We start from the raw sequence: 24285 nt of genomic DNA, 5'->3' as shown, positions 1-24285 counted from the left end.
CTCCTTCGGGCTATATGTCGTCCTTTCATGTGACGATACTGTGTCAAAACATAGTGGTCACAAATGAAAAACAGAACCTGCATAGTTATACAGGCTCTGTTTTTTACTATTTAGAATTCAATTCTAATTGTTTCTTATTAATCGTTTCAATAATAGAGAATAATTCAGAGAGATGGCGAACTTCATACTCTGGCTGTATAGAAGCGGAAAGCGACTTATCATTCCGGTTAATCCAAACGTTGTGCATTCCGACTCGTTGCGAACCTAATATATCCGTTGTCAACTTATCTCCGACCATAACCCCTTCGTGCGGTTCAATGTCAAGCAAAGAAAGTGCATGATGAAATAAACTAACTGCAGGCTTACCTTCCGCATGATCCCCGGAAATAACAATATGTTTAAAGTAAGGCTCCAGCTCTGGAATACCGTCAAGTTTTTCTTGCTGCAAGTCAGGAGACCCATTTGTTAACAAAAGTAATGGGTACTGCTCCTTCAATTGGGCTAACACGGTAAACGTTTCTTCATATACATACCGACGAGCACGGCGCTCACTCATAAATCGCTCTGCTAATTGTGCCCCTAACTGTTCATCATGAATACCGCATGCTTTTAAACCTTGTGTCCATACAGCTGTCCGATAAACAGGTACGATTTGCTCCATTTTTCGAAACTCCGCGTGTTCGCCTGCCTTAAAATGTCCCCATAACGCTTCAAATGGATTAATTCCTATCATTTGCGTAAACGGATATGTATCATAGGTAGCATACAATTGACGAGCATAATCCTGAACTGCTTGCATTAACTTCTCAGCATCTACCGCTGTTTGCGCAACAGCAAATTGGCAAGTGTGATAAAATGCCTCTTCAACACTGCGCTCATCCCATAACAAGGTGTCATCTAAATCAAACAATACCGCTCGAATCGCCATCTCGATTTCTCCCCTATTTAGATTACTACTTTGTTACCCGCTCGAATGCGATGCCATGCTTTTGAGCAAAAGTTGCAAGACGTTCACTCATAGCACTTGTATCATAGCGATTCATCGCGCGGGAAAACACCCAATTTCCGCCTTTATTTTTATGCTCAACAATGATGTAGCCTGGTTGGGCCACAATTTTTTTCATATCTTCTGCTTGCAATGTACGCAATCGATTCCAGCGAATCGTAGACAGACTGTCCTGCGATACACGTAAAAAAGGACGACGGAAAATAAAGATCAATCCCAGTCCCCCGTAACAAACAACTGTTACCCAGTAAAGCAACGGTGATTCCTTAACACCTGCTACAGCACCTAACATCGCGTATATAAGCGCGAATCCGATAAGTACAATCGGTAAAATGATACTCCGACCTTTAAACTCATCAAATCGGTCGCCAGGTGACTGAATCATCGTTTTCCCTTGCTTGCTTAGTTTCTTGTTCAATTGTGTGCTGTTCTTTCGAACTTTCCGTTCCCAACTGCGTGACATAGACGTTGTAACCCCCTAAAAAATAGACAGTAAGCGTTGAATACGCTCGATAACACGACTTCCTTAATCGTATGCGATAGTGCTTTAAGCAAACAACGTAATTGACACCTTCTATGAAGGTTGAACTTACGGACAGCAGTTCATTTATATGAATAAGGCGATATAAGGAAAATGTACTTCAAACGTCACATATGTCATGACAGTTTGTTCCATCTTCCTGCAATCGCCTTATCGATTATAATTTCAGATGCCCATAAAACACCAACATCAGATGTCAATATAGTAGCTACTCATGAATAAAAGGATGATTAGTCATCTAAGTAGCATCAAACCCACTGTCCTATAATTAATGAACGACAGGCTTGGAGTCGTTATTATCTTGTTCGTCTTCAACCCACTGAATCGTGTCCAAGTTGTTACGCACTTGTTTGCGGAATTGTACAAGATATTTCTCTCGTAATTGTGCACGTTCAGCCAATTCTTCTTCGGTCAAGCCAACAGATTTGTGCTTACGTGCCAGTTCATTGATGCGTGCAATCATTTGATCTAAATTCATACATTACCTCCGTAAATACTGGCATACTCATTACTTTGACACGGAGGTGCAGGCTTGTCAAGTTAAGTGACACTATCTAGAAGTATTAATACTTGGAGTCAATAGAGGAATATGTATGGTGTCTCCAATCTGAAGCACTTTATTTTGTATCCCATTATTTTTAATTATTGTACTTACATAGTTACGAATATCGATTTCATTCGGGCAATATTGCTTTGCAATTCCCCACACCGTATCCCCTGGCTGCACAATTACTTTCTTATATGTAATAACATAATCGTCCTGAGTAGTATCTCCCCAAGCTTGCACGATGCCAGAACATACGACGAACATAAGCATCATCATAAGCGCAAGCAAGCGCAGACGCCTCATTCGCTTGCGTCCTTGAGAAATTTTTTCAAACGATTGAATTTGTGTCTTTTCATAAATAGAACGATAAGTTGTATATATCATCGCACTAATCCCCCAAACGTGTGTTCTTAAATTTACTGCCAGCTAAATTTAACACGAACAAACGTTTGTGTCAACGACAAATTAGAACATAAGTTCTCTTTTTATTATCTTTTTCTACATATTAAAACCGTCTGAATAGCTCTCCAAACCGCATCATTAAAGAACTTATGTTTGTACGAACGGTAGTTCTATGGTATAATTTTGACAAAAGCGTATTCATTGGAGATGATATTTTTGTCTAAAATTTCTAGCCGTCAACAAGCCATTCTTGATTTTATACGTAACGAAGTACGCGCTAAAGGCTATCCTCCTTCTGTTCGTGAAATTGGAGAAGCTGTTGGACTAGCTTCAAGCTCTACTGTTCATGGACATTTGGATCGTCTAGAGAAGAAAGGATTTATTCGTCGCGATCCAACTAAGCCACGTGCTATTGAACTGTTAAGCCACGAACAATCAGAGAAGGTACATGAATTTAGTCGTACGATCGCACGTGTTCCGGTCGTTGGTAAAGTAACAGCCGGTGAACCAATCACAGCGACTGAGAATATTGAGGATTACTTCCCTCTCCCAGCACATATGGTTGGTGACGATAATAACGTGTTTATGCTGTCTGTAATTGGAGAAAGTATGATTGAGGCAGGCATACATAACGGTGATTACGTTATAGTTCGTCAACAGCAAACTGCTAACAATGGGGACATCGTCGTCGCGATGACAGAAGATGATGAGGCTACTGTAAAGACGTTTTATCGCGAGAAGGACCATATTCGCTTGCAGCCGCAAAACCCAACGATGGAGGCGCTCCGTCTGAAGAATGTTTCGATTTTGGGTAAGGTAATCGGTATATTCCGGGACATACATTAGATAAAGCAGCACCTTGCAACAAAGTTCGGCTCACTTGAGAGATGGACTACGATGTTGTATAGGTGCTCTTTATCTTTTAGGGATTCGTAAATTAACCAACCAATTTAGTCCTCGTGGGCTTTACGTGCTGTACCAACTCCCTAGTAAGGTGATTCGCCTCGAAGATGACCAAATCATTTGAGATCAATTTTTCCCTGCTCAGGTATTGACTGTTCGAAAAATCTTGAGAATTTTAGTTCCTTCTAACCTGCTCACTTATTACACCTTCTCAACAAAATAAAAAGCACCACAATGGGTGCTTTAAAAATGGCAATAAAATTTACATATTCAAGAATGAGTGGTACAACTTATATTGTCCGTTCATTCCATTTTTCGATTCCACAACATAATATACTGTTGCTCCTGGAGGGATAATCACCTTATTTATCTGTTGAATACTACTTCTTGACCCCCCAGAATCCTCTAAATCTTTTGCGATAAGCAAATCAAATTCTTTTCCATTATTGTAATCAACAATCATTCCAAATCTATATCTGCAATCGAGTCCCATTGGGGTTAAAAAATTATATGAGTACTTCATTGTGCCTGTATTGTTAGTCCATTTATACCAGTCTTGATCCCCAGCACCTTCTATAACCAAGCTCATCTGTTGTCCAAATGGAATGTCCATTGCATTCTGCCTTGTGTCAGCTATACCTTTAGCAGCAAACGCCGAAGGATCCATAACCGTCATACTAGCAGCCAGCATGAGTATTGCTAATAACTTTTTAAATTTCATGCTTACAAACTTCTTATTTACACAATAATTGTTTAACCACATTCACGATTTTATTCTTTTTAAAGGTCTGATGAATGGAGACCAATTGTATACTGACTCCCACCAAATTTTGTAGAATCGACCTTGAAATACGCCGTAGCCCCTGGTGGAATAATTGCTTGAATAAGCTGAGCACTATAAGAGTTAAGAAAACCCGCGTATACCATGTCCGACTCATAATCATAGTTACTTGCCGTTCTATACTTATACTTAAATCCAAATCTAAAGTTTGATTCGCCATTATTCGGTTGCACATGTGTGTTTAATTGCTGAAATTTACCTGATTTATTCGTGTACTTAAACCAATCTTCATCTGTTGGACTAGAAAGAAAGTGAGTAAATGAAACTCCAGGAATAAGATCAAGCGCCTGGGCTTGTGTATCACCCACCCCAACAGAAGTAGTCCCATAATCACTTGCAAATGCAGATGGTGATGATGCAAGAACCGTCAAACTACTAGCTACCATCAAAATCGCCAAAAGTTTTTTGAATTTCATATACAAACCTCCTAATGAATTTGTTTGGTATATTCCCATATATACCCTTTACAAAATATCACAAATTATTAGGTTTGTATATAATACTACCCAGTACATATTTTATATCCTGGCTCTCCTAACGGGTTGTGCCTTAGGATGTGACCATGTGTCCGCGTGTTGCCTTGCTCTATCATTCGCGTTAAAGTGTGCTCGCTCCACGATGTCTGCAACGGTGTCGAAGAACACCTCGTCAAGGCCAAGCCCAAGAATCAAACGTACATATTCGGGAAGTAGAAGGCTGCGGTAATGCGCTTGACTTATATCCATTTGATATGACTTCCATTACGGGAAGCGATACGGCGCACATTTGACGTGGAAGCAGTCACTTGTACATAATTGATTCAAATATGAGACGGCTTCATTTGCTTGCATCGTGGGCAGATAACCGACCACTAACGCTCCCTTAGATTTGACTGTCTTCACCATTTCTTTTGTTAGAACGTTTGCCTCCATGATGACCAACCCGTAATCAGCTAATTTAAGCTGCTGTTCTGGCGTCGGGTTCTCGTAAAATACACGATAACTTTTTACTCCTTCTAACCTACTACTTACTTCCCGCACCTCTCTCACTCCCCCAACAAAAATTAAAAGCCACCCATATGAGCGACTATCCGATGTCTAATTATGCTGTTATATATGTTTTCGTAAGGGAAATATTTTTTGCCTATAAAGAAGGGTTTTCGATAACAACATAGAATATGTTAATTATTTCTATTATATCCCTCAGGAGGTTTTTACATGAAGAAGAAATTATCTTTATTACTACTATCACTTGCCATGTCATTCAGCTTAGCGATTCCAGCAAGCGCTTCTATTAACGACCCTGATGAGCCGATGAATAATAATTATCTTACAGCTCCGGTTATCGAAAATAAGGCTAATCCAAGTGGCGGGTACGTTCTAGGATACATCCAACAAAATGACGTCGATTACTACAGCTATACATCAAAAACTGGCGGAAAAATAGAATTTATTTTTGCACCTCCTGATAAGCAAAAATATGTGGTGCTAGTAACTAAGAAAAGTGATAATGGTGGGACCGGTCAAATTCCAACACAAGTTGGAAGATTTATTGAGAATGGGGAAGCTCAACAATTTGGTTTTTACCCAGAACCAAACACCGAATACATCATTCAGATTGTCGGTTGGCAGGGTATCTTTAATCTATCATCGACCTATTACTTATATGTAACTCAACACAGATAACATATAGAAAAAACTGCCCTAGTTTGATGCCAAGGGCAGTTTTTTCTATATAAGTAATCAAATAAATCCACTTGGATAATATGATGACGTAGCTTAGTGTCAGCCGACTCCACAAACCACTGTACTGATCCCTTGGCCAATTCTAGCAACTCTGCTGTCTCAGCGTATAATAAGGCCGTTCCCTCAAACCATTTCATAGCATTCACTTTCCCTTGGTGTGAGCTGTCCCCAAGCAAAAATAGTTGGGCATTTGTTGGGCAAGTAGAAAAAGACAAGTTTAGTCGCAAAAATGCTAAAAAACATAAAAAACCCTCACGCCAGACGGCGCAAGGGTTAAAAGGTATTAGTACAAAGTCATATACTGATCGCGTTCCCATTGGTGAACTTGCGTTCTATACATATCCCACTCAATTTCCTTCAGCTCTAAGAAGTGCTGCAAAGCATGCTCCCCTAAAGCATCGCAAATAATATCATTACGCAGAAGCTCTGTCAAAGATTCTTGCAAGCTTGCAGGCAAGCTTGGAATACCTTCTTCAATCCGCTCTTCTTCTGTCATCACATAGATGTTGCGATCCGTCGGAGCTGGAAGTGGCAATTGATTCTTAATGCCGTCCAAGCCCGCTTTCAAAATAACAGCCAGCGCCAAGTAAGGGTTAGCCGATGGATCCGGGTTACGAACCTCGACACGCGTGCTCATTCCACGCGAAGCTGGAATACGAACCATTGGGCTACGGTTACTTGCAGACCATGCCACGTAACAAGGCGCCTCATAACCTGGCACCAAACGCTTGTAAGAGTTAACCGTTGGATTCGTAATGGCTGCGAATCCACGCGCATGCTTCAGAACACCTGCCATAAATTGACGAGCAGCTACACTCAAGCCGAGCTTATCCGTTTCTTCGTAGAACGCGTTCTCCTTGTCGTTGAACAATGAGATATTACAGTGCATACCCGAACCATTCACACCGAACAGCGGCTTAGCCATAAACGTTGCATGCAAGCCATGCTGGCGGGCAATCGTTTTGACGACGAGCTTGAACGTCTGAATTTGGTCGGCTGCTTTAATCGCATCCGCATATTTAAAATCGATCTCGTGTTGGCCAGGAGCTACTTCGTGGTGAGAAGCTTCAATTTCAAAGCCCATCTCCTCAAGCTTCAATACGATTTCACGACGGCAATTCTCACCTAAATCAGTTGGAGCCAAGTCAAAATATCCACCCTGATCGTTCAGTTCCAGTGTAGGGTTGCCTTTCTCGTCCGTTTTGAACAAGAAGAATTCCGGTTCTGGACCTACGTTCATCGCTGTATAACCAAGTTCCTCTGCTTCTTTCAAAGCACGCTTCAGGATACCGCGCGGACAACCAGCAAATGGCGTTCCGTCTGGCATATAAACATCACAAATGAGACGAGCTACACGGTCTTCTTGCACCCAAGGGAATACAACCCATGTGTCCAAATCAGGTACGAGATACATGTCAGATTCTTCGATACGAACATATCCTTCGATTGATGAACCGTCGAACATCATCTTGTTGTCCAGCGCCTTAGGCAGCTGGCTCACCGGAATTTCCACGTTCTTAATCGTGCCCAGCAAATCGGTAAATTGAAGACGAATAAAACGAACATTTTGTTCTTTAGCAATGCGCTCAATGTCTTCTCTTGTGTAACCCATAGGAACCTCTCCTTTTTGGCCTGGATTAAATCAATCTATGGTTTAAAAAATCGGGAAAGCTCGCCTTGAATAAGCGATACTTGGCCCGGTCTCTTGCCAGCCATTAGTTGCTGCTTCAGCATGCGGTGCAAATGTGCATCCGAAAGTTCCTTGCGCTTGCTTTCAGAATCTGGACTAAGCACGGTTGCTTCATCTGACTCTTTCGTCACAGGATTCAACACTTGCTTAATACCAGCAATGTTAACGCCCTTTTCTATGAGCGCTTTAATTTCAAGTAGTCGTTCCACATCATTAAACGAGAACAGCCGTTGATTTCCCGATGTGCGGGCAGGCATTATCAACTCATGCTGCTCGTAATATCGAATTTGACGTGCCGTCAAATCGGTCAATTTCATAACGATGCCGATCGGGAACAACGCCATATTTCTGCGAATTTCATCTCCCATCGCTCATCAACCTTCCTCTGTCATCCATGTACTTTGCTTACCTCATTGTATCCATTGTTCGAAAAAGTGTCAACACATGTTAGATAAACTCACAAAATTATTTTCAGAGCGCCTACACAGCTACTTTTAACACGTTTCACTACGCTTTCGCTATGCCTTCGCTATGCCTTCGCTATGCCTTCAAAACGTCTTCCGAACATCTTCAGTACGTCTTCAGTAAGTCTCCACAACGAATTTACAGCACTACCATGTCACTTTTACAATTCCAAAAGCTCTCTATCCAGCATCGTCTGCAGCGCCATCAATGCCCCCAACTTCGCATGCGCATAAGTTAGACCACCTTGCATATACGCCGTAAACGGTTCCCGAATAGGTGCATCAGCGGACAACTCCAAGCTGCCCCCTTGAATAAACGTACCTGCCGCCATAATGACAGGGTGTTCATACCCTGGCATATCCCACGGCTCCGGAACAACGTGTGCATCGACAGCAGACGCACGCTGAATGCCTTGTACGAATGCAATGAGATGCTCAGCAGAACTAAACCGGATCGCTTGAATCAAATCAGTACGCGGCGCCTGCCAATGTGGAGACGTGTTAAAGCCCAGTTCCTCAAACAGCGCTGCCGCAAATACGCTGCCTCGCACAGCTTGACCTACAATGCTTGGTGCCATAAACAATCCTTGGTACATCGAGCGAGTCATACCTAACATCGCACCGACTTCACCACCGATACCAGGCGCCGTCAACCGATAAGCTGCTGCATCCACGTAAGCTTTTTTACCAACAATGTAGCCTCCTGTAGCAGCCAAGCCACCACCAGGATTTTTAATGAGCGAGCCAGCCATGATATCTACGCCGACTTCTGTCGGTTCCATAAGCTCCGTAAACTCGCCATAGCAATTATCAACAAACACAATCAAATCAGGCTTGATCGCCTTTACGCGTGCAACCATCTCACCAATTTGCTCGACTGTAAAGGAAGCACGCCATCCATAGCCGCGCGAACGCTGAATGCCGATTACTTTTGTCTGCTCCGATATTTGCGCCTCTACTTCATTCCAATTAATAGAACCATCCATAGTTAGCTCTACCTCATTGTAATGAACACCCCAGTCACGTAATGAACCTGTACCATCATCCACCTGACCGATCACTTTATGCAGGGTGTCGTAAGGAGTTCCCGTAATGTAAAGCAGTTCATCACCTGGGCGCAACACGCCAAACAAGGCTGTACCGATCGTGTGTGTTCCAGAAACGAAATGCGGACGCACAAGTCCAGCTTCTGCACCAAATATTGCGGCGTACACTTCATCCAGCACTTCACGTCCACGATCGTTATAGCCATAGCCGGTAGAACCAGCAAAATGATAATCACTTACTTTGTGCGCTTGAAACGCGCTTACGACTTTCCATTGATTGCGCTCAGCAATTTGCTCGATATGACGGACTTGTCCAACAATTTTTTGCTCGACTACCGCTTCTAAATTCAATAACTTTTCTGAAAATTGCAACATTTTTCACTTTCCCCTTGCCTATTCATGGTTGTTTATTTTTCTAATTCGACTGCTAGAGCCTCGTCTGAACCGATCGTGCGAAGCTGCCCATCTGTCCAACTCCCAGCAGCAACCGCAGCGATGGGCCGGCCAAGGCCAGCCCATTACACTTTATATTCTGCTAAGCGGTAACCGTGTTGCTCCGCCTCTGCTTTATTCAAGCGAACTTGCAAAATCAAATCGTTATCTTCAACGTCCTGTTGAAGCACCTCGCCCATCCGATAAATGAGTGCGATTAAGTCCCCACGATCTGCTGGAATCCGGTACGATTCCGTCTGCCCAACAAGCTGTTCTTGTACAACTAAGCGGACTCTGCCCAGATCTGCTTCATCAAGCGCACTGATCAGCAGATGCTCTTCGTTTTGTGGCAGAAGTTGACGTTGCTCGTCCGTGCAAGCATCTTTTTTGTTGTAAAGCGTAATTTGTGCTTTCGCACCAGCGCCTAGATCTTGCAAAATTTTACTAACAACTCGCATTTGATCCTCACGCATCGGTGATGAAGCATCTACAACATGCAACACAAGATCCGCTTCATTAACTTCCTCAAGTGTTGCCCGGAATGCAGCAACAAGGTCATGCGGCAAGTTCTGAATAAAACCTACTGTATCGGTTAAGACAACCTCTTTGCCGTTCGGGAGTTCCCACGTGCGCGATGTCAGATCTAGCGTCGCAAACAATTGGTTCTCTACATACACGTCAGCCGCCGTCAATTGACGCAGCAACGTGGACTTGCCTGCATTCGTATAACCAACGAGTGCAACTTGATACACGCCACTTTTCTTTCTACGTTCACGGTGCAGCACACGATGGCGGACCACTTCCTCAAGCTGGCGCTTCAAATCGGAAATGCGATCACGAATATGGCGGCGATCCGTTTCTAGCTTGGTCTCACCTGGACCACGTGTTCCGATTCCACCGCCTAGACGGGATAAATTTTTGCCGTGGCCAGACAAGCGCGGCAGCAAATAGGACAACTGTGCCAGCTCAACTTGAATAATACCTTCACGTGTCTTCGCACGCTGCGCAAAAATGTCCAAAATAAGCTGTGTACGGTCAATTATTTTGACGTCGAGCGCTTCTTCCAAGTTGCGCACTTGCGCACCTGATAAATCTTGGTCAAAGATAGCTGTTGTCGCGCCCAGCTCATCAATGATGGCTTTCAGCTCCTGCACTTTTCCTTTTCCGATAAACCACTTTGGATCACGTGTTTCCTTAGACTGCGTCAACGTAGATACGACTTCTACACCTGCTGTCTCTGCCAACTGGACAAGTTCGTCCAGCGAATTTTGCGGATCAACGCCGCTGCGTTTAACATCATCCGTTATTAAAGTGACTAGCACCGCGCGATCAGGGATATTTGAATTTGTATCATGAGTTGTATTTCGCATTTGTGTACTCTCCTTCAACTGTCACTATGATTGCTTATTAGCGGCAGATGCCACCATGACAGGTACATGTTAACCAGTATACCTTATTTTCGCTTACATTTTAAATATTGTGGGCACAAAGTCCATTATTCGATCTGTTTATAAATATTCAGCAATTATCGTTTCATACGCATATGGTGTAATGCCTTCCGTTACTGAAAATACAGTGTCTGCCTCTTCACGATTGTCAACCATAACTCCTCTGGCTAACGCATGGAGATGGAACAGCTCGTATAAGGTCGGTTTAGCAATTGTCGTCATTGCTTTTCCCATTAACACCATTCCCTGTTGATTTCCTTCTACATTATTGTGGTATTCTGGGTGGTTCCTGAGCGCCAAATCAGACCATATGACTTTTCGTGCAGCTAGATCGAGTATGACCGGAATACAAATTTGTGTATCCGCAGATACATCAATCTTGTTCACAACCGTTGCAGGTTCAAAAATTTCACCAGACTTCGGGCGATCCCGCAGCATCCACCCAACATAACATTCAGGCAGGTTACAGTAAGCTTGATCTGTAAACGACATCAATGAGGCGACAACGTACCGCCCACCACTTTTCAATATCGAGTCGATATCTAAATCAATAAACTCACAAGCACCATGGGGTGCAGAAGTAATGTCGCCACTATGTGCCGCTCTATAAGTGCTCGATTTTAGATTCGTATATGAAATATGCTCTACATAATTCCAGTGCTCGTCATACATGACCGCTGATAAATCAATATCTACTCTTCCTGTTGGTGTTCCATTTACTGTTCCTTCTTTCCACCAAGTGAACAACCGAATCGTATGTCCCGCTTCGATCACGAGCTTGCTTCCGCGCGCAACCGTATGAAGCGATTTACTGGCCGAACGCTGTGAAAATGGAACATTAAAATCGTGAAGCTGACGATCGATGTAAACTTTACCCAGTGGTGTTAAATTGGAGAATCGATTCACTAACTCCGCTCTGCACCTTTTTACAAGCTCATCACATGAACACTGGTCAATTTCCGCTAATTGATTTTCAATTGCCACACATTTCGCCACATTTCCTTTTGGGAAAAATGTCCGTAATTCATGGTCGTTATTGCGATTCGAAAAATGAGCGATAAGTTGCAGCAATACAGGTGAAGAACACGCTTGGATCACATGTGCAAAAGACTCAATTACAAAAGTCGGGTTATCACTTATACGAAGTAAATGATCGAGCCTTCTGGCAAATTCACCTGAGCGAGTCTCTAATAGCTTAACAGCAGCATAAGTATCTTTGGCGGCTAAATACTTCTCTAATTTTGAGTTAAACGTTTCAAACGTTTTATTATTTCGTATAATATCAAATGCTTCCCTAGCTTTATGGAATCGATGTTTGTATTCATTAGGATGCAAGATCTCGCCGATTCTAATCCAACGCTGCTTATAGCGAATCATATCTTCAGTTAGATTCGGACATTTTTCCAACAATTCTAATAACATTCTTCGTTCTTTACGTTTGAACTTTATGTATTTCGTATTTGCGGCTAGGCTTACATCACCATCTGATAACGACGTAATCAGCCGTAATACATCAGTTGCTGTCTTCACGTATTTTTTCACATGATTAATGGATGCTTTATCGTACTTGATTAGTAATGCTACAACGAAGCCCACGTTTTCTTTTAAATAGATTTCTTCTGGTAAAATGTCTTCTATATGCTCGTAATTGCAAATGGCCCATTCAATGTCGGCTTTATCTTGTTCTGAAATGGACGTTTTAGCTTGAATGAGGTGTTGAATAAGCTCGTCAAATTCCTCGTCCGTACCTAAATCGATGACTTTTAATGCATGTTGTTCATTTAATGGGATGGTATCTTCCTTGCTATACGATGGTAACAATCCGGTTAGGTAGTGAATAAGCGCATTAAGAAATAGCTCTGAGTCATCTGCACTCATGACTTGTGAGGGGAAATTAGGATACATCGGAGTGTATTTTTTGTTAGCGCCTAACATCTTGCGCAGTTCCAGGGTAATCATATTGCACCATTCAACAAATTCGATGGTCGGGAGTGTCTTAACCGTGTTAAGCAACTCTAATGATAAGGTATAGCCCAGAGACTGAATATGATGCAGGCCCGTTGCAAGAACTTGCTTATCTAGTTGACTATTCCTATTATGTAGAATCGTTTTATTTTTTCTTCTCAAAAAAATTGTATTTTTCATAAGATGCGCCAGGAGAATGTTCCTTAATCTCCATTGTTCAAGTAGATAGAAGGAAATATGTAACCTGACTATCTCCTCTCTATGTTTAAGTGTATTAGGAAATTAGCACCTCTAAATTCGCATCATGAAGGTAGAAGGAAGAAGTGCTATAGCCTAATAAGTTCAGGAAATTTATAACCCTAAATTAATTTTTGCTATTAGAGTAGAAGGAAGGATTATAATAGCCTGAATGTTTTGTTGCTCGAATATTAAATATACCATCATCATCCAGAATTATCAATAGTGGCTTTGTTGCTGTGCTGCTTTTTGGAAGATTAGTTTCAGAGTGAAGGAAAAATATCATAGTTTATTTCATTAACACCAAGAAACAGGTATACCTTGTTGAGCAGAGGTTCCACCATGCAAGCTCCTAGCTTGGGTACTGATTCTATTATATATGCAACTTCTCAGTCTTTTGTAATCTGCTAGCATTGGCAGTCTTTACTATCGGCTTGATCCGAAGCAGCAAAAATGAAAATACGAGTCCAATTAGAAGTGCTGGTACAAATTGTAGCGCATTAAATAAATCGGTCCTTATAATAACACTATGTGCAACATCTGAAAAAAAGGTGTAAGCCCAATGAAATAATACTACTGCAAACAAATTTTGATTTGTTTTGATATAGATGTAAGTATAAATGAAACAACTGCTCGTAATGGATATCATGAAAGTAAAAAATAACTGTTGATGCTCATGCTGATTCGTACCGACGATATAAAACAATGGCAAATGCCATAAAGACCAGACTACCCCAATTATTAAACTCGCCATGTTAGGGCTTACAATGTTTAACAACCTTTTTAAAGCAAAGCCTCTCCAACCATACTCTTCTGATAAGGGGCCTAGTATTAGCAAAGGAAAAATAGTAGGTAGTACAGACAAAAATGCAGCGTAATAAAAGTGTCCACCCGAAGCTAAATTGATAACCATCCAAGATACAGAAAAATAGGCTGCTGTTAGAACAATAACCGAAGCCCACTTAAATCCAATTTTAATCCGAAATGCTTCCTTCATAAATGGTTTAACTTGTTGTTTACCTTCAAAAACAGATGTCAGAATGATACCTGTTATCGAAGGGACAAAGCCTCCTAGCATGAACAATATAATGGCCCAAATCGGTCCAACTGCCCCACCTTTAAAGCCGATAGTTGGAATTCCCCATAAAGCAAGCGGCCCCCAAAATACAAATAAACTTAAGAAAATAGTAATGATGAAAAATACGATAACCTCTTTTAATTTTTTATTTTTCATACATAGTCCCCCAAGGAAATTTTAATTATTTAACCCCTAACATATGTACAACCGAGCAGGATATCATCTTAAACATTTGTCTGACATCAATAGGATTGGCATTGACGTTATAACATCTTTGCATGACTACTTTATGAACGGCACCATCAATGGAGGTCAGAATAAAAGTAAAGATATCATGTAGCGGAAAGACCGTCTGAAGCTCTCCCTTATTTACGCCTTTCGTTATCTCATTAAAAAGCGTGCTTATAAAGTATTGACCATTTTCCTGTTCTGTGAGACTGCTTTTGAACTTTTCTGACTTTTCAGGGTGATTGGCATAATATACAGTAAGTTCGAATTGAAATTTGCCCAGTGTAGCTGGGCTGTTATGAATATAATTTGCCAGAAAATCAAATAGAGCTTCGATGGTACGTACTGTTGTATTTGTACTTGCAATTAGCTCATCAATTTGATGCTTATAATTGTTTCTAGCTGTTTCTCTATTAAGTAAAGCGATAATCACTTCATCAATATCACCAAAATATCGATATATCCCCCCTTTGCTTATACGCGCTTCCTTAATCACATCTAGCATCGTCATTTCATATAGTGGTTTTTGTTGAAATACTACAAAGGCTGCATCTAATATTTGTGCCTTCTTTTTATGAATATAGTCTTCATTTACTTTTGGCATTAGCATCTCTCCTTTTTAAAATGAGATACCTCTCATTTTTATATTCTTATCTTAATACGAATAACAGTTAATATCAATATTAAAATGAGAACATTCTCATTTTAAACGTATATTTATGATATCCGGCTCCGGTACTACGATTGCTGCTGAAGCAAATTCTGTTTATATGGATATGATTCAAATAAGCGCGGATGAATACAAGAAAAAGCAACGACAACATATAAGGACTATATGCTCTTCTCTGGAAGTAATATCAAAATCGATGGAATCATGTTCGAGGGCGTAGATGTTACATCTCTGGAAGCCAGATTAGCGGTACAGGGGCAATATCGGGCTCGGCAAAATAACATATTCATGGTCATCAAATGAAAAGTCCCTTTGATACAGAAAAGACGACCTTCACTCTTTTTTAGGGCGAGGGTCGCCTTTTCTGCATAAATGCAAGCTTATATGGCTTGGTTTCATACGTCATCAACTCTTTGATTAGACGTGTTTGAGGCTTTCATTGGCTTGCAGTAACATTCCTGCAAGACCCATGTTCAGCTAGAGAACACCTAAACAACACCCGCAACGACGAAAAAAGGCTACTCCGCAAGAGACGACTAAAAAGCATCACTCTCTCTCCCGAGCAGCCTTCCTCACACGAGGCGCATTTTCCATCAACAAAGTAAACTCTCTTACGCCATAATCTACACCCAATTTTTTCGCCTTACTTATGATATGGTTCACTATATCACTTATTAAGCGAAAAATGCAAAGCAACACTCTTGTCGAGTGCAAATTTACAGATTTCATTCTCTACTTATTCTCAATCGAGAGGTCGGCATAGAAAAACATTCATTTGTTAACCTCTTGCAATAGCTTCTCTAAAAACATTGGTAGTGCAGTGTTAGGATCATCAGAATCTGCGACAATTACTTTTACTCCCCGTTTTTCTAGCACTAACTCTTGAATTGGATTCGGCTTTAGAAGAAACAAATACGATGTTGGTTTTCTATTTGCATAAGAAGAATCATCCCATATTTTCTGTAATTTATATAATAAATACCTAATGTTAATATCAGATAGACTATATCCAATAAATAATATAGATTTCCCAAGAGTATCTGATCGTAATTTAATATCCAATGGCCCTTCAAAATCTAATCTATCAAAATAACTAGACTCAGTAAGAACCATAGAGTTGTCATCATCAAAATCACCATGAAACTTTATTAATTGTGGTTTTCCTTCTTTGATGTTTCTAAGATCACCAACATTTTTTATCTTAATTATTTCTCTTGTATAATACTGATAAGCTTTTTCGATCCATCTATCATAGTTTGTTGTATATATTATTGGAAAATCTAAATCAACAATAAATTTATGTGCAGGTGAATCCTCTATTTTAACATTTGTATGCCAATTGATATCCATCCAGCTTCTTAACTCACCGATAGAACCTTTCGATGAAGTATAATACTCTGCGAGAGCAAGGGAGTCACCAAACATATTAAAAATTTCTGGATCATAGCTAATCTCATTTGCAATATGATTAATTAAACTTCTCCATGTAGGGAGCCCTAATTGAGCTGAAAGACCTGCACCTGCGAATAAAATAACATTTCTATTACGAATTGATTCAACGAGTTCTTGCATGACTTAATTGCCTCCTTTAATTAAATACGATGCAAAACTACTTAAAGCCATCCTCCTCATTGATATTTCATTCTTTCTATCGCCCAACTCGGCAAAGGTTTGATCAAATCCATTTGGAGTAAAAATACAGTCCCATTGAAATTCTCTGTTTCCTCGTGGCTCTGAAGAAATTTCGCCATCAATCTCGCCGTAAAAATAATGTATCTTATTCCCATCGCAATAACCAATTGTTGTTTTGGCTGTGACGGACTTATTGTCTATTTCTTTGAATAATTCGGAGAATTTATCTGCTTGTAGTGTATCCCAAAATATCTGAGTTAGTCCTCCGGGAAACCCATTTAAATATTTTATGTATAGTCCTGTATGTTCAACAAATAGCGGTCTTCCAATGATGTTAAAAGCCTTTAAAACCTTATCTCTAATTAATTTTTCAGATTCATTTGTTTGCAATTCCTCGATTTTAATATTGTATGGAATAACATTTATGCCTGAATCACTTAATATAAGCTTCGCTTCCTCGATTTTAAACTCATTTCCAGAAATAAATCTAATATCCATAAATACCTCCTAATTGAATTTCCTAAAAGAATATGATGTTGAATTCGCTATTATTTTATTGAGAAGTGTTCTGTCACCAAAGTGCTTCAAAAATACAGAATACTCGTCAGTTAGTGTAATGTTGTGAACTCTAGGATTATCGGTACAGAGAACAAATGGGATATCATGTTCAATAAACATTGATATGGGATGACTAGTGATTGATGAACAGCAACCTGACATTATATTACTAGTTAAGCATACCTCAAGACAGACATTCTTTTCTTTAATAAGTTCAAGTATTTTATTTGACTTTGCAGAGGCTAATCCATGTCCTATTCTATCTGCCTTACATTCATTAATCGCCCATTCTACATTTTCTTCATTGCCTGTTTCACCTGCGTGAATTGTAACTCCAAGCCCAAGATCGAACTTTACATTTAGAAAAAATTTGGATAAATCTCGCTTGTTTAAGATGTAATCTTCATCTCCAGATAAATCAACACCAACAATTACTCCGTTTGAATTAACTTTTTTTATTGCTGAAATTAGGAGGTGTGCATCTTCATTTTTATATTCATGCCTAGTTAATGAAAGGATTAATCGCGCATCAATATTAAACATTTCAGAAGCTACATTTATACTCTCTAACAACCATAAAAGCGCTTCCTCTAGGGAAATATTATTAATTCTACCAATATAAAACGGGGAATTTCTTATCTCAATATATCTTACATTATCTTCAGACAATTTTTTAAAAGCTCCAATCATCATAATCTGTAACGAGTTATATCCAACAGGTAACAGCTTGAATATCCTCCATGGTTTAAAATACTCATTTAAACCGTTTACAGAATCTAGTATCTGAAGATCTACTTCTAAATCTAATCCTGAAGGCACAGTAATATCGAGCTCGCTTATAAGTCTTTTAATAATATCTGTAGGTACCGCTCCATTAAAGTGGACATGCAAGTCACTTTTTGGTATATCTTCTATATTGAGAAAGATGCTATCATTCAAAACAATATCCTCCGTCTTCGAATTTACCAATTCGAAAATAATTAATAATATATCATGTTTTGAAATGTATTCGCCCTGCTTATGGTAGGATTCAACGTATCGGTCTAACCCGAATTTAAAGGCACCCAATTGGGTGCCTTTATCAATTTAGAGCGGCGAGTCGTGGTATAATCTCAGCTCATTCATGGTGCAATTAATTAAAAATTCTCCTGTGGCTTCATGTCGAGAAGACTACTGGTAGCTTGAGCATAATTGTTAAAAATTCAGCGCCCATACGTGCACCTTTATTTTCTGGGAATGACATATTGTTCTGGCATTATTGCTGTGTTTTTCTCTTGATTTTCAATAATTTGACCAGCATGTTCAAAACGATCACTTAATTTCGCCCTTTCTAGTTGCAATTTTTCGTCTAGATATTTATGCCTAATTTCAAACTCGGTAAAGATGTCTGCCCAAGTCTTTATATAAACTTTGAACTTTCCTGTTTTAAAAACTAGCCCCTTTGAGCGTTCACCATGGTTAGCGGCGTTCTCTAACAATTGTTCAATATATCCTGTCTGATCAAACTTATTTCCAATCAGAATAAACTCCCACTGCATTTGTGATGCATTGAATTCTTGTTGACTGAGAATTACTTGTAGGTAGCTAATAACTTGATCATATTGCTTTTTACCAAGACTAATCGATGGATGCTTTAATTCGACAACAATGTTGCTAATCTTTTCGACCTGTTTGTCTACTCTAACCATAAAGATATCCATTTCTTTAAGTTTATCAGGATGATCGATTTTCGCTTCAATTTCAACATTTGTTAGTAAATGTACGTATCTTCTCAATGCTTCTTCAAATTTAGGTTCGGCTGCTGTGACAAGATGATATTGTTCACCGAAAATCCAATAATGCTTTTCAATAAACTTTTGTAAATGATTAACTTCATTAGTTCCCAGATCCTTACGAAAAACCATTTCCTGTAGATGATTTATTGCCTTAAATCGATCTTGTATCAAGCGAATAGTTTTAATAACACTTGATAAGTGATTAGTCTTTAGCATTTCTGTTAGCTCTTTTCGCTCCGTACTATCTAACTCAACAATGCCATTAAGAATATCGAAGAGCTTTTCTCGCTCCCCTGCATCCATAATTAGATCGAGAAAGCGAACAAATGTTTTTTTCTGTTCAACATTCATTTTAGCAAAGATTTTAGGTTCCACTTGGTACAACTCTCGAACTAAATTCTCAAGTTCTTCCCTACGGACTTCATCCCATGGATTTTCTCCGTACTCCGGAAACGCTTTTACAGCCTTGAAATCTTGAATAATAATATCAGTGTATTTTATTAAGAAAGGTTTTCTTTTATTTCTAAGATAATCAGTCAGTTTCTCGATCATAAATTTATATTCATCTGATTCAATACTGTAACCAAAAAGCATTTGTTCCCCTTCTTGAATATCGCCGGACGCAAAATCATCAAAAATATGACTTTTAATATATACACTATGGTAAAATGAATCGCCTTTATTGTTAAATTTTGTGTTTGTTTTATGTTTCTCATTATTGTTTGAATCAATAAAGTAATATTTCGAGTATTCGTGATTCAACTTCTCGTTCCAACGCACATATTTAATAGTAAACGAATTATCCTTCTGAGGGAAATCAAACTCATTATATTCAATTTCACCTATAATGCTATTGTAATCTAAGAGTTTCCCATTTATTTTAATCTTATATTGTTGACCTGAGTACAATTCTAAATACCATCCAAATTCACGACAAAGAAATTTTTTTATTTCAACTATATTAATGCTTGTCTCGTAAATCCCTTTAAGAATAACGCATGTACCGCAATCCTCTTCCACTATATCAGGGTCGGTTATGCTGTATGTGTCAAGACTGTTTCCCTTTATATGTATCGAGTATTTTTTATTTACTGATTCATCTTCAAAAACGGTTATCCACTCGGCTTCGGAACAAAAACGATGAAATGTCAACCGTCCTATACCATTTTTTCCATGAGTAGTGGATAGCATTTTTCTTATTCGAAGAGTAGGATCAATTGATTTATCAGACTCAAAGAAAGGTGTGAATTTCCCCTCGAGATCTTGAATCTTTATTCCATACCCATTATCAGCAATTCGTATTTCGTTAATAGAACCAAATTCGTTTTGATTTGTTTGAAGCTCAACTGTTGTTGCTTTCGCATCAAAACCGTTCCAAATATATTCAGAAATCGATTGTAAGTATGTGTATTTTTTAAGTGACTTTTTTATCCCTTTAGTAGAGATCTGAATTTTCTTCATACTCTCAGTCCACTCCAATCACATCCATTATCACTTAATTGTATTCCAATATTTTCTTTTTGTATATATGAATAGTGGGCCTACTATTTTCGGAACATTTACAGTGTCCTCACCCACCACAATATTACAATTGCACATAATCATTCTCCTGTTAGATTTCCATTAATTGAACTATAGTTTAATGTGATTTACACAACAGAGAGGAAGATTTAATATGCTTAAAAAAGTTAGTAGTGATTGTTTTTTCACTATTACTATTCACCAGACCCAGCACATCTACATACACGTGTGGTACATCAAAAGAATACTACTGGGAACCCTAATAAAAAGGGATTGGGCTCATATAGAACTTTTACGTAAATTCTTTAAGGTAAAGAAGATAGGAAGTTTACATTTTGGTCTCTTTAATGCACATGGGAAAAAGATTTTTGCACCGAAATTTAGAAACCTCATATTAGTAGATGAAAACACTGCCATAGCTCAATTACCAGTCGGAAATACTTCTGATACTCTTTTTTTATAAGTAGTACTTACAGTCCAACCATCATCCAGAATTATCAATACAGCCCTTGCTGTAGTTCCAATTAAAAATAATTAGACTCCTTCATTTAGTAGCTTATGAGGGTTTTAACTCCTACCTCTTCTACCTCATATAATTTAAGATTGTTATCTCCAAATCCAATCTTCTGCTTTTCATTAAGAAATACAATTAAAGTAGTCCCTTGGTCCCCAAACAACATTTGTTCTTTCGAGAAAGTAATAACTAACGACTTTGGAGAGTGTTTGATAAGTGTTTCTTTTGGTTCAGCCGTACATTTACTACAATCAACACTTTTAGAAGCAATTCCATCAAGCTGTTCGCGCGTTTTATTGTATACACGAGAATCTTTACTTATCGCCTTATGCTCTTTATCATACAAAAAAACAGGAATACCTTGTTCAATCCATACAAGGCATCCCTGCTATTTGACATTAGACGAGCTTGAAGGCACTTCTAAGTCATTTAAAAGTAGTTTTTAGGTACGCTTCACAAAGTATTAAAAGCATCTTGTGCTTCATACGCATCTTGCTTGGTGTAAAACAAAAAATCTTCATAAACAAGATTTTTTAAATTATTATGCGTCATTTTCCCTTTGTGATTTTTAACCAATCTAACTGCCTGATTACGCATCGCTCTTTCAAGTATATTTCTTACATATCGAGCGTTACTAAAATTAAAGTTTATTGTTTTTTCTTTGGAGATAAGCTCTTTAATTTTAGCTACCGCTTCAGGCAGTATAATATACTCCCTCTCAAAAGCCATCTTATACGTGATTTTCAGTAATTCATCCACACTATAATCAGGAAATTCTACATGCATCGGAAAACGAGAAGGAAGCCCCGAGTTGCTGCTCAAAAAATCATCCATCTCACTCGGATACCCTGCTAATATTAAGATGAACTCATTACGAAAATCCTCCATACCTTTTACAAGGCAATCTATAGCTTCTTTACCAAAATCCTTTTCCCCACCGCGAGCTAAGCTGTACGCTTCGTCAATAAACAGCACGCCACCAAGCGCTTTTTTAATTAAATCACGCGTTTTCTGTGCTGTATGTCCAATATATTCGCCTACTAAATCTGCACGCTCAACCTCAAGCAAATGTCCTTTTGACAGTAACCCCATACTTCTGAATAGCTTTCCAATGATTCTTGCTACCGTTGTTTTTCCCGTACCGGGGTTTCCCTTGAACATCATATGATACACATGCGAGTTAACTTGCAGCCCTTCTTCTTTACGAATTTTTTGTATTTTTAGCATGGCGTATATTTGAAAAATGATTTCTTTTACTTCCTCCAGCCCGATCATTTCATCAAGTTCGCTGAAAATTTCCAAAGTCTCATCACTGTTATCATCATGACTCTTGCTTTCGGTTAAGGGTACATCCAAATAGCGTTCCTGCTTGTCAGTAGTCGTATTGAACACGATGCTTATTTTTCGGTCTTGCGTTGTAATCGAACGGTTATCATTTCCCATCATAATCACTTCCCACCAAAGTTTGTAAGTGAGCAATGAATGTGTGTATGTTAGAGCTCGCTCTCGCTATGCAATCATATGTATTCAAGCAAGGTACAGGTTATTAGCAGATTACATAAGCCACAGCTGGTCCCATTTCCACTTCGTATAGGCTAGCGACTCACGCGAAAAATGCCATACGGTAGAAAGCACGCGACTTTCCGTCGATTCAACGGTTGGATGAGCATAACCTAACGAAGTAGCGATTTCATAAGCTCGAGTTGCGTGAAAATCGTGCGTCACTATGGTAGCGCTGCTCCATCCTTGTTGTTCAAGGAAAGGTTGACTAAACTTCAAATTCTCTAATGTGCTGGTAGATTTCTTTTCCAACCAGATTCGATCTTCTGGAATACCCTTCTTTATTAAATAAGCGGCCATTCCTTCTGCCTCACTCAATCGTGATTGCGGTGTATCCAAACCACCTGTGACAATAATGTTCTTAAAACGACCACTCTCGTAGAGTTGAAGCGTATAGTCGAGTCTTTCTTTCAGCCCAGGACTTGGCTCATCTCCCCATAAGGAGGCTCCTAGCACGATTCCAACATCGGCGTGAGTAGTCTTATAAGGCCCACCTTCTTGAGCTATTTTCCATTGTGTAAATGACAACCAAATGATTGCTGAAAATAGTAAGCTGCCACCAATCGACAGCAGTCGCTTGAGCCAAGGCTTAGAGCGTTGCTTCGCATGTAACGCACTCTCTATGTTTACTGTTGATTCGCTACTCGTTCGCTGCTGTTCTATACCGCTACCCACTGTATCTGATCCCTCCCGTATTTGCCTATGAAAAATGCGCGCAATATATAAATTGCACGCATTCATCTTCGTTCTATTACGTTGTTTCAATCGTTACAGATTCAATTTTTATTTCCGATGCAGGTTTACTTACCTCACCTGTATCTGGATTAGATTCCACTGGCGTTTTGGCGATGCTCGTCACGATATCCATACCGTCTTTTATTTTGCCGAAAATCGCATACGTCGGATTTTGATCTAGACCTGCTGCGTCTGCTCCTGTGCAAATAAAGAACTGGCTACCTGCGCTGTCTGGCGCCATCGTACGCGCCATTGCAACAACACCTGGCTCATACGAACGCTTCACATTATACTCATCTTTAATCGTATAGCCAGGGCCGCCAGCACCTGTTCCGAGCGGGTCCCCTGTTTGCACCATAAAGGATTCAATAATGCGATGGAACGTTACGCCATCATAAAACTTCTCATTTGCTAAAAAGACGAAATTGTTCACCGTTTGCGGCTGTTCCTTCGCAAATAGCTCAATCGAAAATTCACCCTTATTCGTCTTCACTTTTGCCACATAATTTTTAGTCGGATCAATCACCATTTTCGGTGGTTCACTCCAAGACTTTGTAGGCTTGGATGAGCTGTCCTTGCTATTACTTGATGGTTGTTCGGTGCTGGAACCAGTCTTACCCTGCTCGTTGGCTACAGCTCCACCCGGTGTTTGTTCAGCTTGCGGCTTATCACCGCAAGCTGATAGCAAACTAACAGCAATTATAGTCAACAACAGCAACATACTGCTACGTTTCATCATACGTTTCATTACCATCTAACTCCTCAACT

Annotated in this window: 24 protein-coding genes; 2 read left to right on the top strand and 22 right to left on the bottom strand. The window is 39.6% G+C overall.

Annotated features, from left to right (window positions below; all coding sequences use genetic code 11):
- Window positions 1–106: 106 nt before the first annotated feature.
- The 4 genes from KIK04_RS21135 to KIK04_RS21120 form a co-directional block, all read right to left on the bottom strand.
- Window positions 107–928 (bottom strand): HAD family hydrolase, encoded by an 822-nt coding sequence (locus KIK04_RS21135; RefSeq protein ID WP_232275571.1) that lies wholly within the window; start codon window positions 926–928, stop codon window positions 107–109.
- A 25-nt stretch (window positions 929–953) separates the two neighbouring features.
- A complete protein-coding gene (locus tag KIK04_RS21130; RefSeq protein ID WP_232275570.1) occupies window positions 954–1469 on the bottom strand; it encodes a methyltransferase in 516 nt (171 codons plus the stop codon).
- 346 nt (window positions 1470–1815) lie between these two features.
- Complete coding sequence (locus KIK04_RS21125) at window positions 1816–2025, bottom strand: DUF896 domain-containing protein (RefSeq protein WP_232275568.1); 210 nt, start codon at window positions 2023–2025, stop codon at window positions 1816–1818.
- A 72-nt stretch (window positions 2026–2097) separates the two neighbouring features.
- The gene (locus KIK04_RS21120) at window positions 2098–2478 is read right to left on the bottom strand and encodes a LysM peptidoglycan-binding domain-containing protein (protein ID WP_232275567.1); all 381 of its coding nucleotides are present in this window, start codon (window positions 2476–2478) and stop codon (window positions 2098–2100) included.
- 234 nt (window positions 2479–2712) lie between these two features.
- Between KIK04_RS21120 and lexA the strand changes: the two genes are divergently transcribed.
- On the top strand, window positions 2713–3342 hold the full coding sequence (gene lexA, locus KIK04_RS21115) for a transcriptional repressor LexA (protein WP_232275566.1): 630 nt from the start codon (window positions 2713–2715) through the stop codon (window positions 3340–3342).
- 319 nt (window positions 3343–3661) lie between these two features.
- On the opposite strand, the gene KIK04_RS21110 is transcribed toward lexA, so the two are convergent.
- The 3 genes from KIK04_RS21110 to KIK04_RS21100 all read right to left on the bottom strand — a co-directional run bounded on the left by KIK04_RS21110 (window position 3662) and on the right by KIK04_RS21100 (window position 5259).
- Window positions 3662–4120, bottom strand: coding sequence for a hypothetical protein (locus KIK04_RS21110; protein ID WP_232275565.1), 459 nt, complete (start codon window positions 4118–4120; stop codon window positions 3662–3664).
- 59 nt (window positions 4121–4179) lie between these two features.
- Entirely contained in the window at window positions 4180–4656 is a 477-nt protein-coding gene (locus tag KIK04_RS21105) for a hypothetical protein (protein ID WP_232275564.1), read from the bottom strand.
- Between the two features lie 324 nt (window positions 4657–4980).
- Window positions 4981–5259: a hypothetical protein gene (locus KIK04_RS21100; RefSeq protein ID WP_232275563.1), complete on the bottom strand. Its 279-nt coding sequence runs from the start codon at window positions 5257–5259 to the stop codon at window positions 4981–4983.
- Window positions 5260–5436: 177 nt separating this feature from the next.
- On the opposite strand from KIK04_RS21100, the gene KIK04_RS21095 reads away from it, so the two are divergent.
- Window positions 5437–5904, top strand: a complete 468-nt coding sequence (locus KIK04_RS21095) for a hypothetical protein (RefSeq protein WP_232275561.1) — start codon at window positions 5437–5439, stop codon at window positions 5902–5904.
- 343 nt (window positions 5905–6247) lie between these two features.
- On the opposite strand, the gene glnA is transcribed toward KIK04_RS21095, so the two are convergent.
- The 15 genes from glnA to KIK04_RS21020 all read right to left on the bottom strand — a co-directional run bounded on the left by glnA (window position 6248) and on the right by KIK04_RS21020 (window position 24265).
- Window positions 6248–7576, bottom strand: a complete 1329-nt coding sequence (gene glnA / locus KIK04_RS21090; RefSeq protein WP_232275559.1) for a type I glutamate--ammonia ligase — start codon at window positions 7574–7576, stop codon at window positions 6248–6250.
- A gap of 35 nt (window positions 7577–7611) precedes the next feature.
- Window positions 7612–8022: a MerR family transcriptional regulator gene (locus KIK04_RS21085; protein ID WP_232275558.1), complete on the bottom strand. Its 411-nt coding sequence runs from the start codon at window positions 8020–8022 to the stop codon at window positions 7612–7614.
- Between the two features lie 257 nt (window positions 8023–8279).
- Window positions 8280–9539 (bottom strand): methionine gamma-lyase family protein, encoded by a 1260-nt coding sequence (locus tag KIK04_RS21080; RefSeq protein WP_232275556.1) that lies wholly within the window; start codon window positions 9537–9539, stop codon window positions 8280–8282.
- Between the two features lie 143 nt (window positions 9540–9682).
- Window positions 9683–10966 (bottom strand): GTPase HflX, encoded by a 1284-nt coding sequence (gene hflX, locus KIK04_RS21075; RefSeq protein ID WP_232275554.1) that lies wholly within the window; start codon window positions 10964–10966, stop codon window positions 9683–9685.
- Between the two features lie 138 nt (window positions 10967–11104).
- Window positions 11105–13189, bottom strand: a complete 2085-nt coding sequence (locus KIK04_RS21070) for a TerD family protein (RefSeq protein ID WP_232275552.1) — start codon at window positions 13187–13189, stop codon at window positions 11105–11107.
- Between the two features lie 430 nt (window positions 13190–13619).
- The gene (locus KIK04_RS21065; protein WP_232275551.1) at window positions 13620–14480 is read right to left on the bottom strand and encodes a CPBP family intramembrane glutamic endopeptidase; all 861 of its coding nucleotides are present in this window, start codon (window positions 14478–14480) and stop codon (window positions 13620–13622) included.
- 25 nt (window positions 14481–14505) lie between these two features.
- Window positions 14506–15156 carry a TetR/AcrR family transcriptional regulator gene (locus tag KIK04_RS21060; RefSeq protein ID WP_232275549.1) on the bottom strand — a complete coding sequence of 217 codons (651 nt, stop codon included), beginning with the start codon at window positions 15154–15156 and terminating at the stop codon, window positions 14506–14508.
- Window positions 15157–15993: 837 nt separating this feature from the next.
- Window positions 15994–16794 carry an SIR2 family NAD-dependent protein deacylase gene (locus KIK04_RS21055; RefSeq protein ID WP_232275547.1) on the bottom strand — a complete coding sequence of 267 codons (801 nt, stop codon included), beginning with the start codon at window positions 16792–16794 and terminating at the stop codon, window positions 15994–15996.
- A gap of 3 nt (window positions 16795–16797) precedes the next feature.
- A complete protein-coding gene (locus tag KIK04_RS21050) occupies window positions 16798–17352 on the bottom strand; it encodes a non-canonical purine NTP pyrophosphatase (RefSeq protein WP_232275546.1) in 555 nt (184 codons plus the stop codon).
- 9 nt (window positions 17353–17361) lie between these two features.
- Window positions 17362–18351, bottom strand: coding sequence for an amidohydrolase family protein (locus tag KIK04_RS21045; RefSeq protein WP_232275544.1), 990 nt, complete (start codon window positions 18349–18351; stop codon window positions 17362–17364).
- A 284-nt stretch (window positions 18352–18635) separates the two neighbouring features.
- A complete protein-coding gene (locus KIK04_RS21040; protein WP_232275542.1) occupies window positions 18636–20648 on the bottom strand; it encodes an ATP-binding protein in 2013 nt (670 codons plus the stop codon).
- A gap of 608 nt (window positions 20649–21256) precedes the next feature.
- Window positions 21257–21568 carry a hypothetical protein gene (locus tag KIK04_RS21035; protein WP_232275541.1) on the bottom strand — a complete coding sequence of 104 codons (312 nt, stop codon included), beginning with the start codon at window positions 21566–21568 and terminating at the stop codon, window positions 21257–21259.
- Between the two features lie 107 nt (window positions 21569–21675).
- Window positions 21676–22665: an AAA family ATPase gene (locus tag KIK04_RS21030; protein ID WP_232278848.1), complete on the bottom strand. Its 990-nt coding sequence runs from the start codon at window positions 22663–22665 to the stop codon at window positions 21676–21678.
- A 111-nt stretch (window positions 22666–22776) separates the two neighbouring features.
- Window positions 22777–23457: a YdcF family protein gene (locus KIK04_RS21025; protein ID WP_232275540.1), complete on the bottom strand. Its 681-nt coding sequence runs from the start codon at window positions 23455–23457 to the stop codon at window positions 22777–22779.
- Window positions 23458–23533: 76 nt separating this feature from the next.
- Window positions 23534–24265, bottom strand: a complete 732-nt coding sequence (locus KIK04_RS21020; protein ID WP_232275539.1) for a peptidylprolyl isomerase — start codon at window positions 24263–24265, stop codon at window positions 23534–23536.
- Window positions 24266–24285: the final 20 nt, after the last annotated feature.

The sequence above is a fragment of the Paenibacillus sp. 481 genome, assembly GCF_021223605.1.
Classification (GTDB): Bacteria; Bacillota; Bacilli; order Paenibacillales; family Paenibacillaceae; genus Paenibacillus_B.
This window is presented reverse-complemented; position numbering and strand designations above follow the sequence as displayed.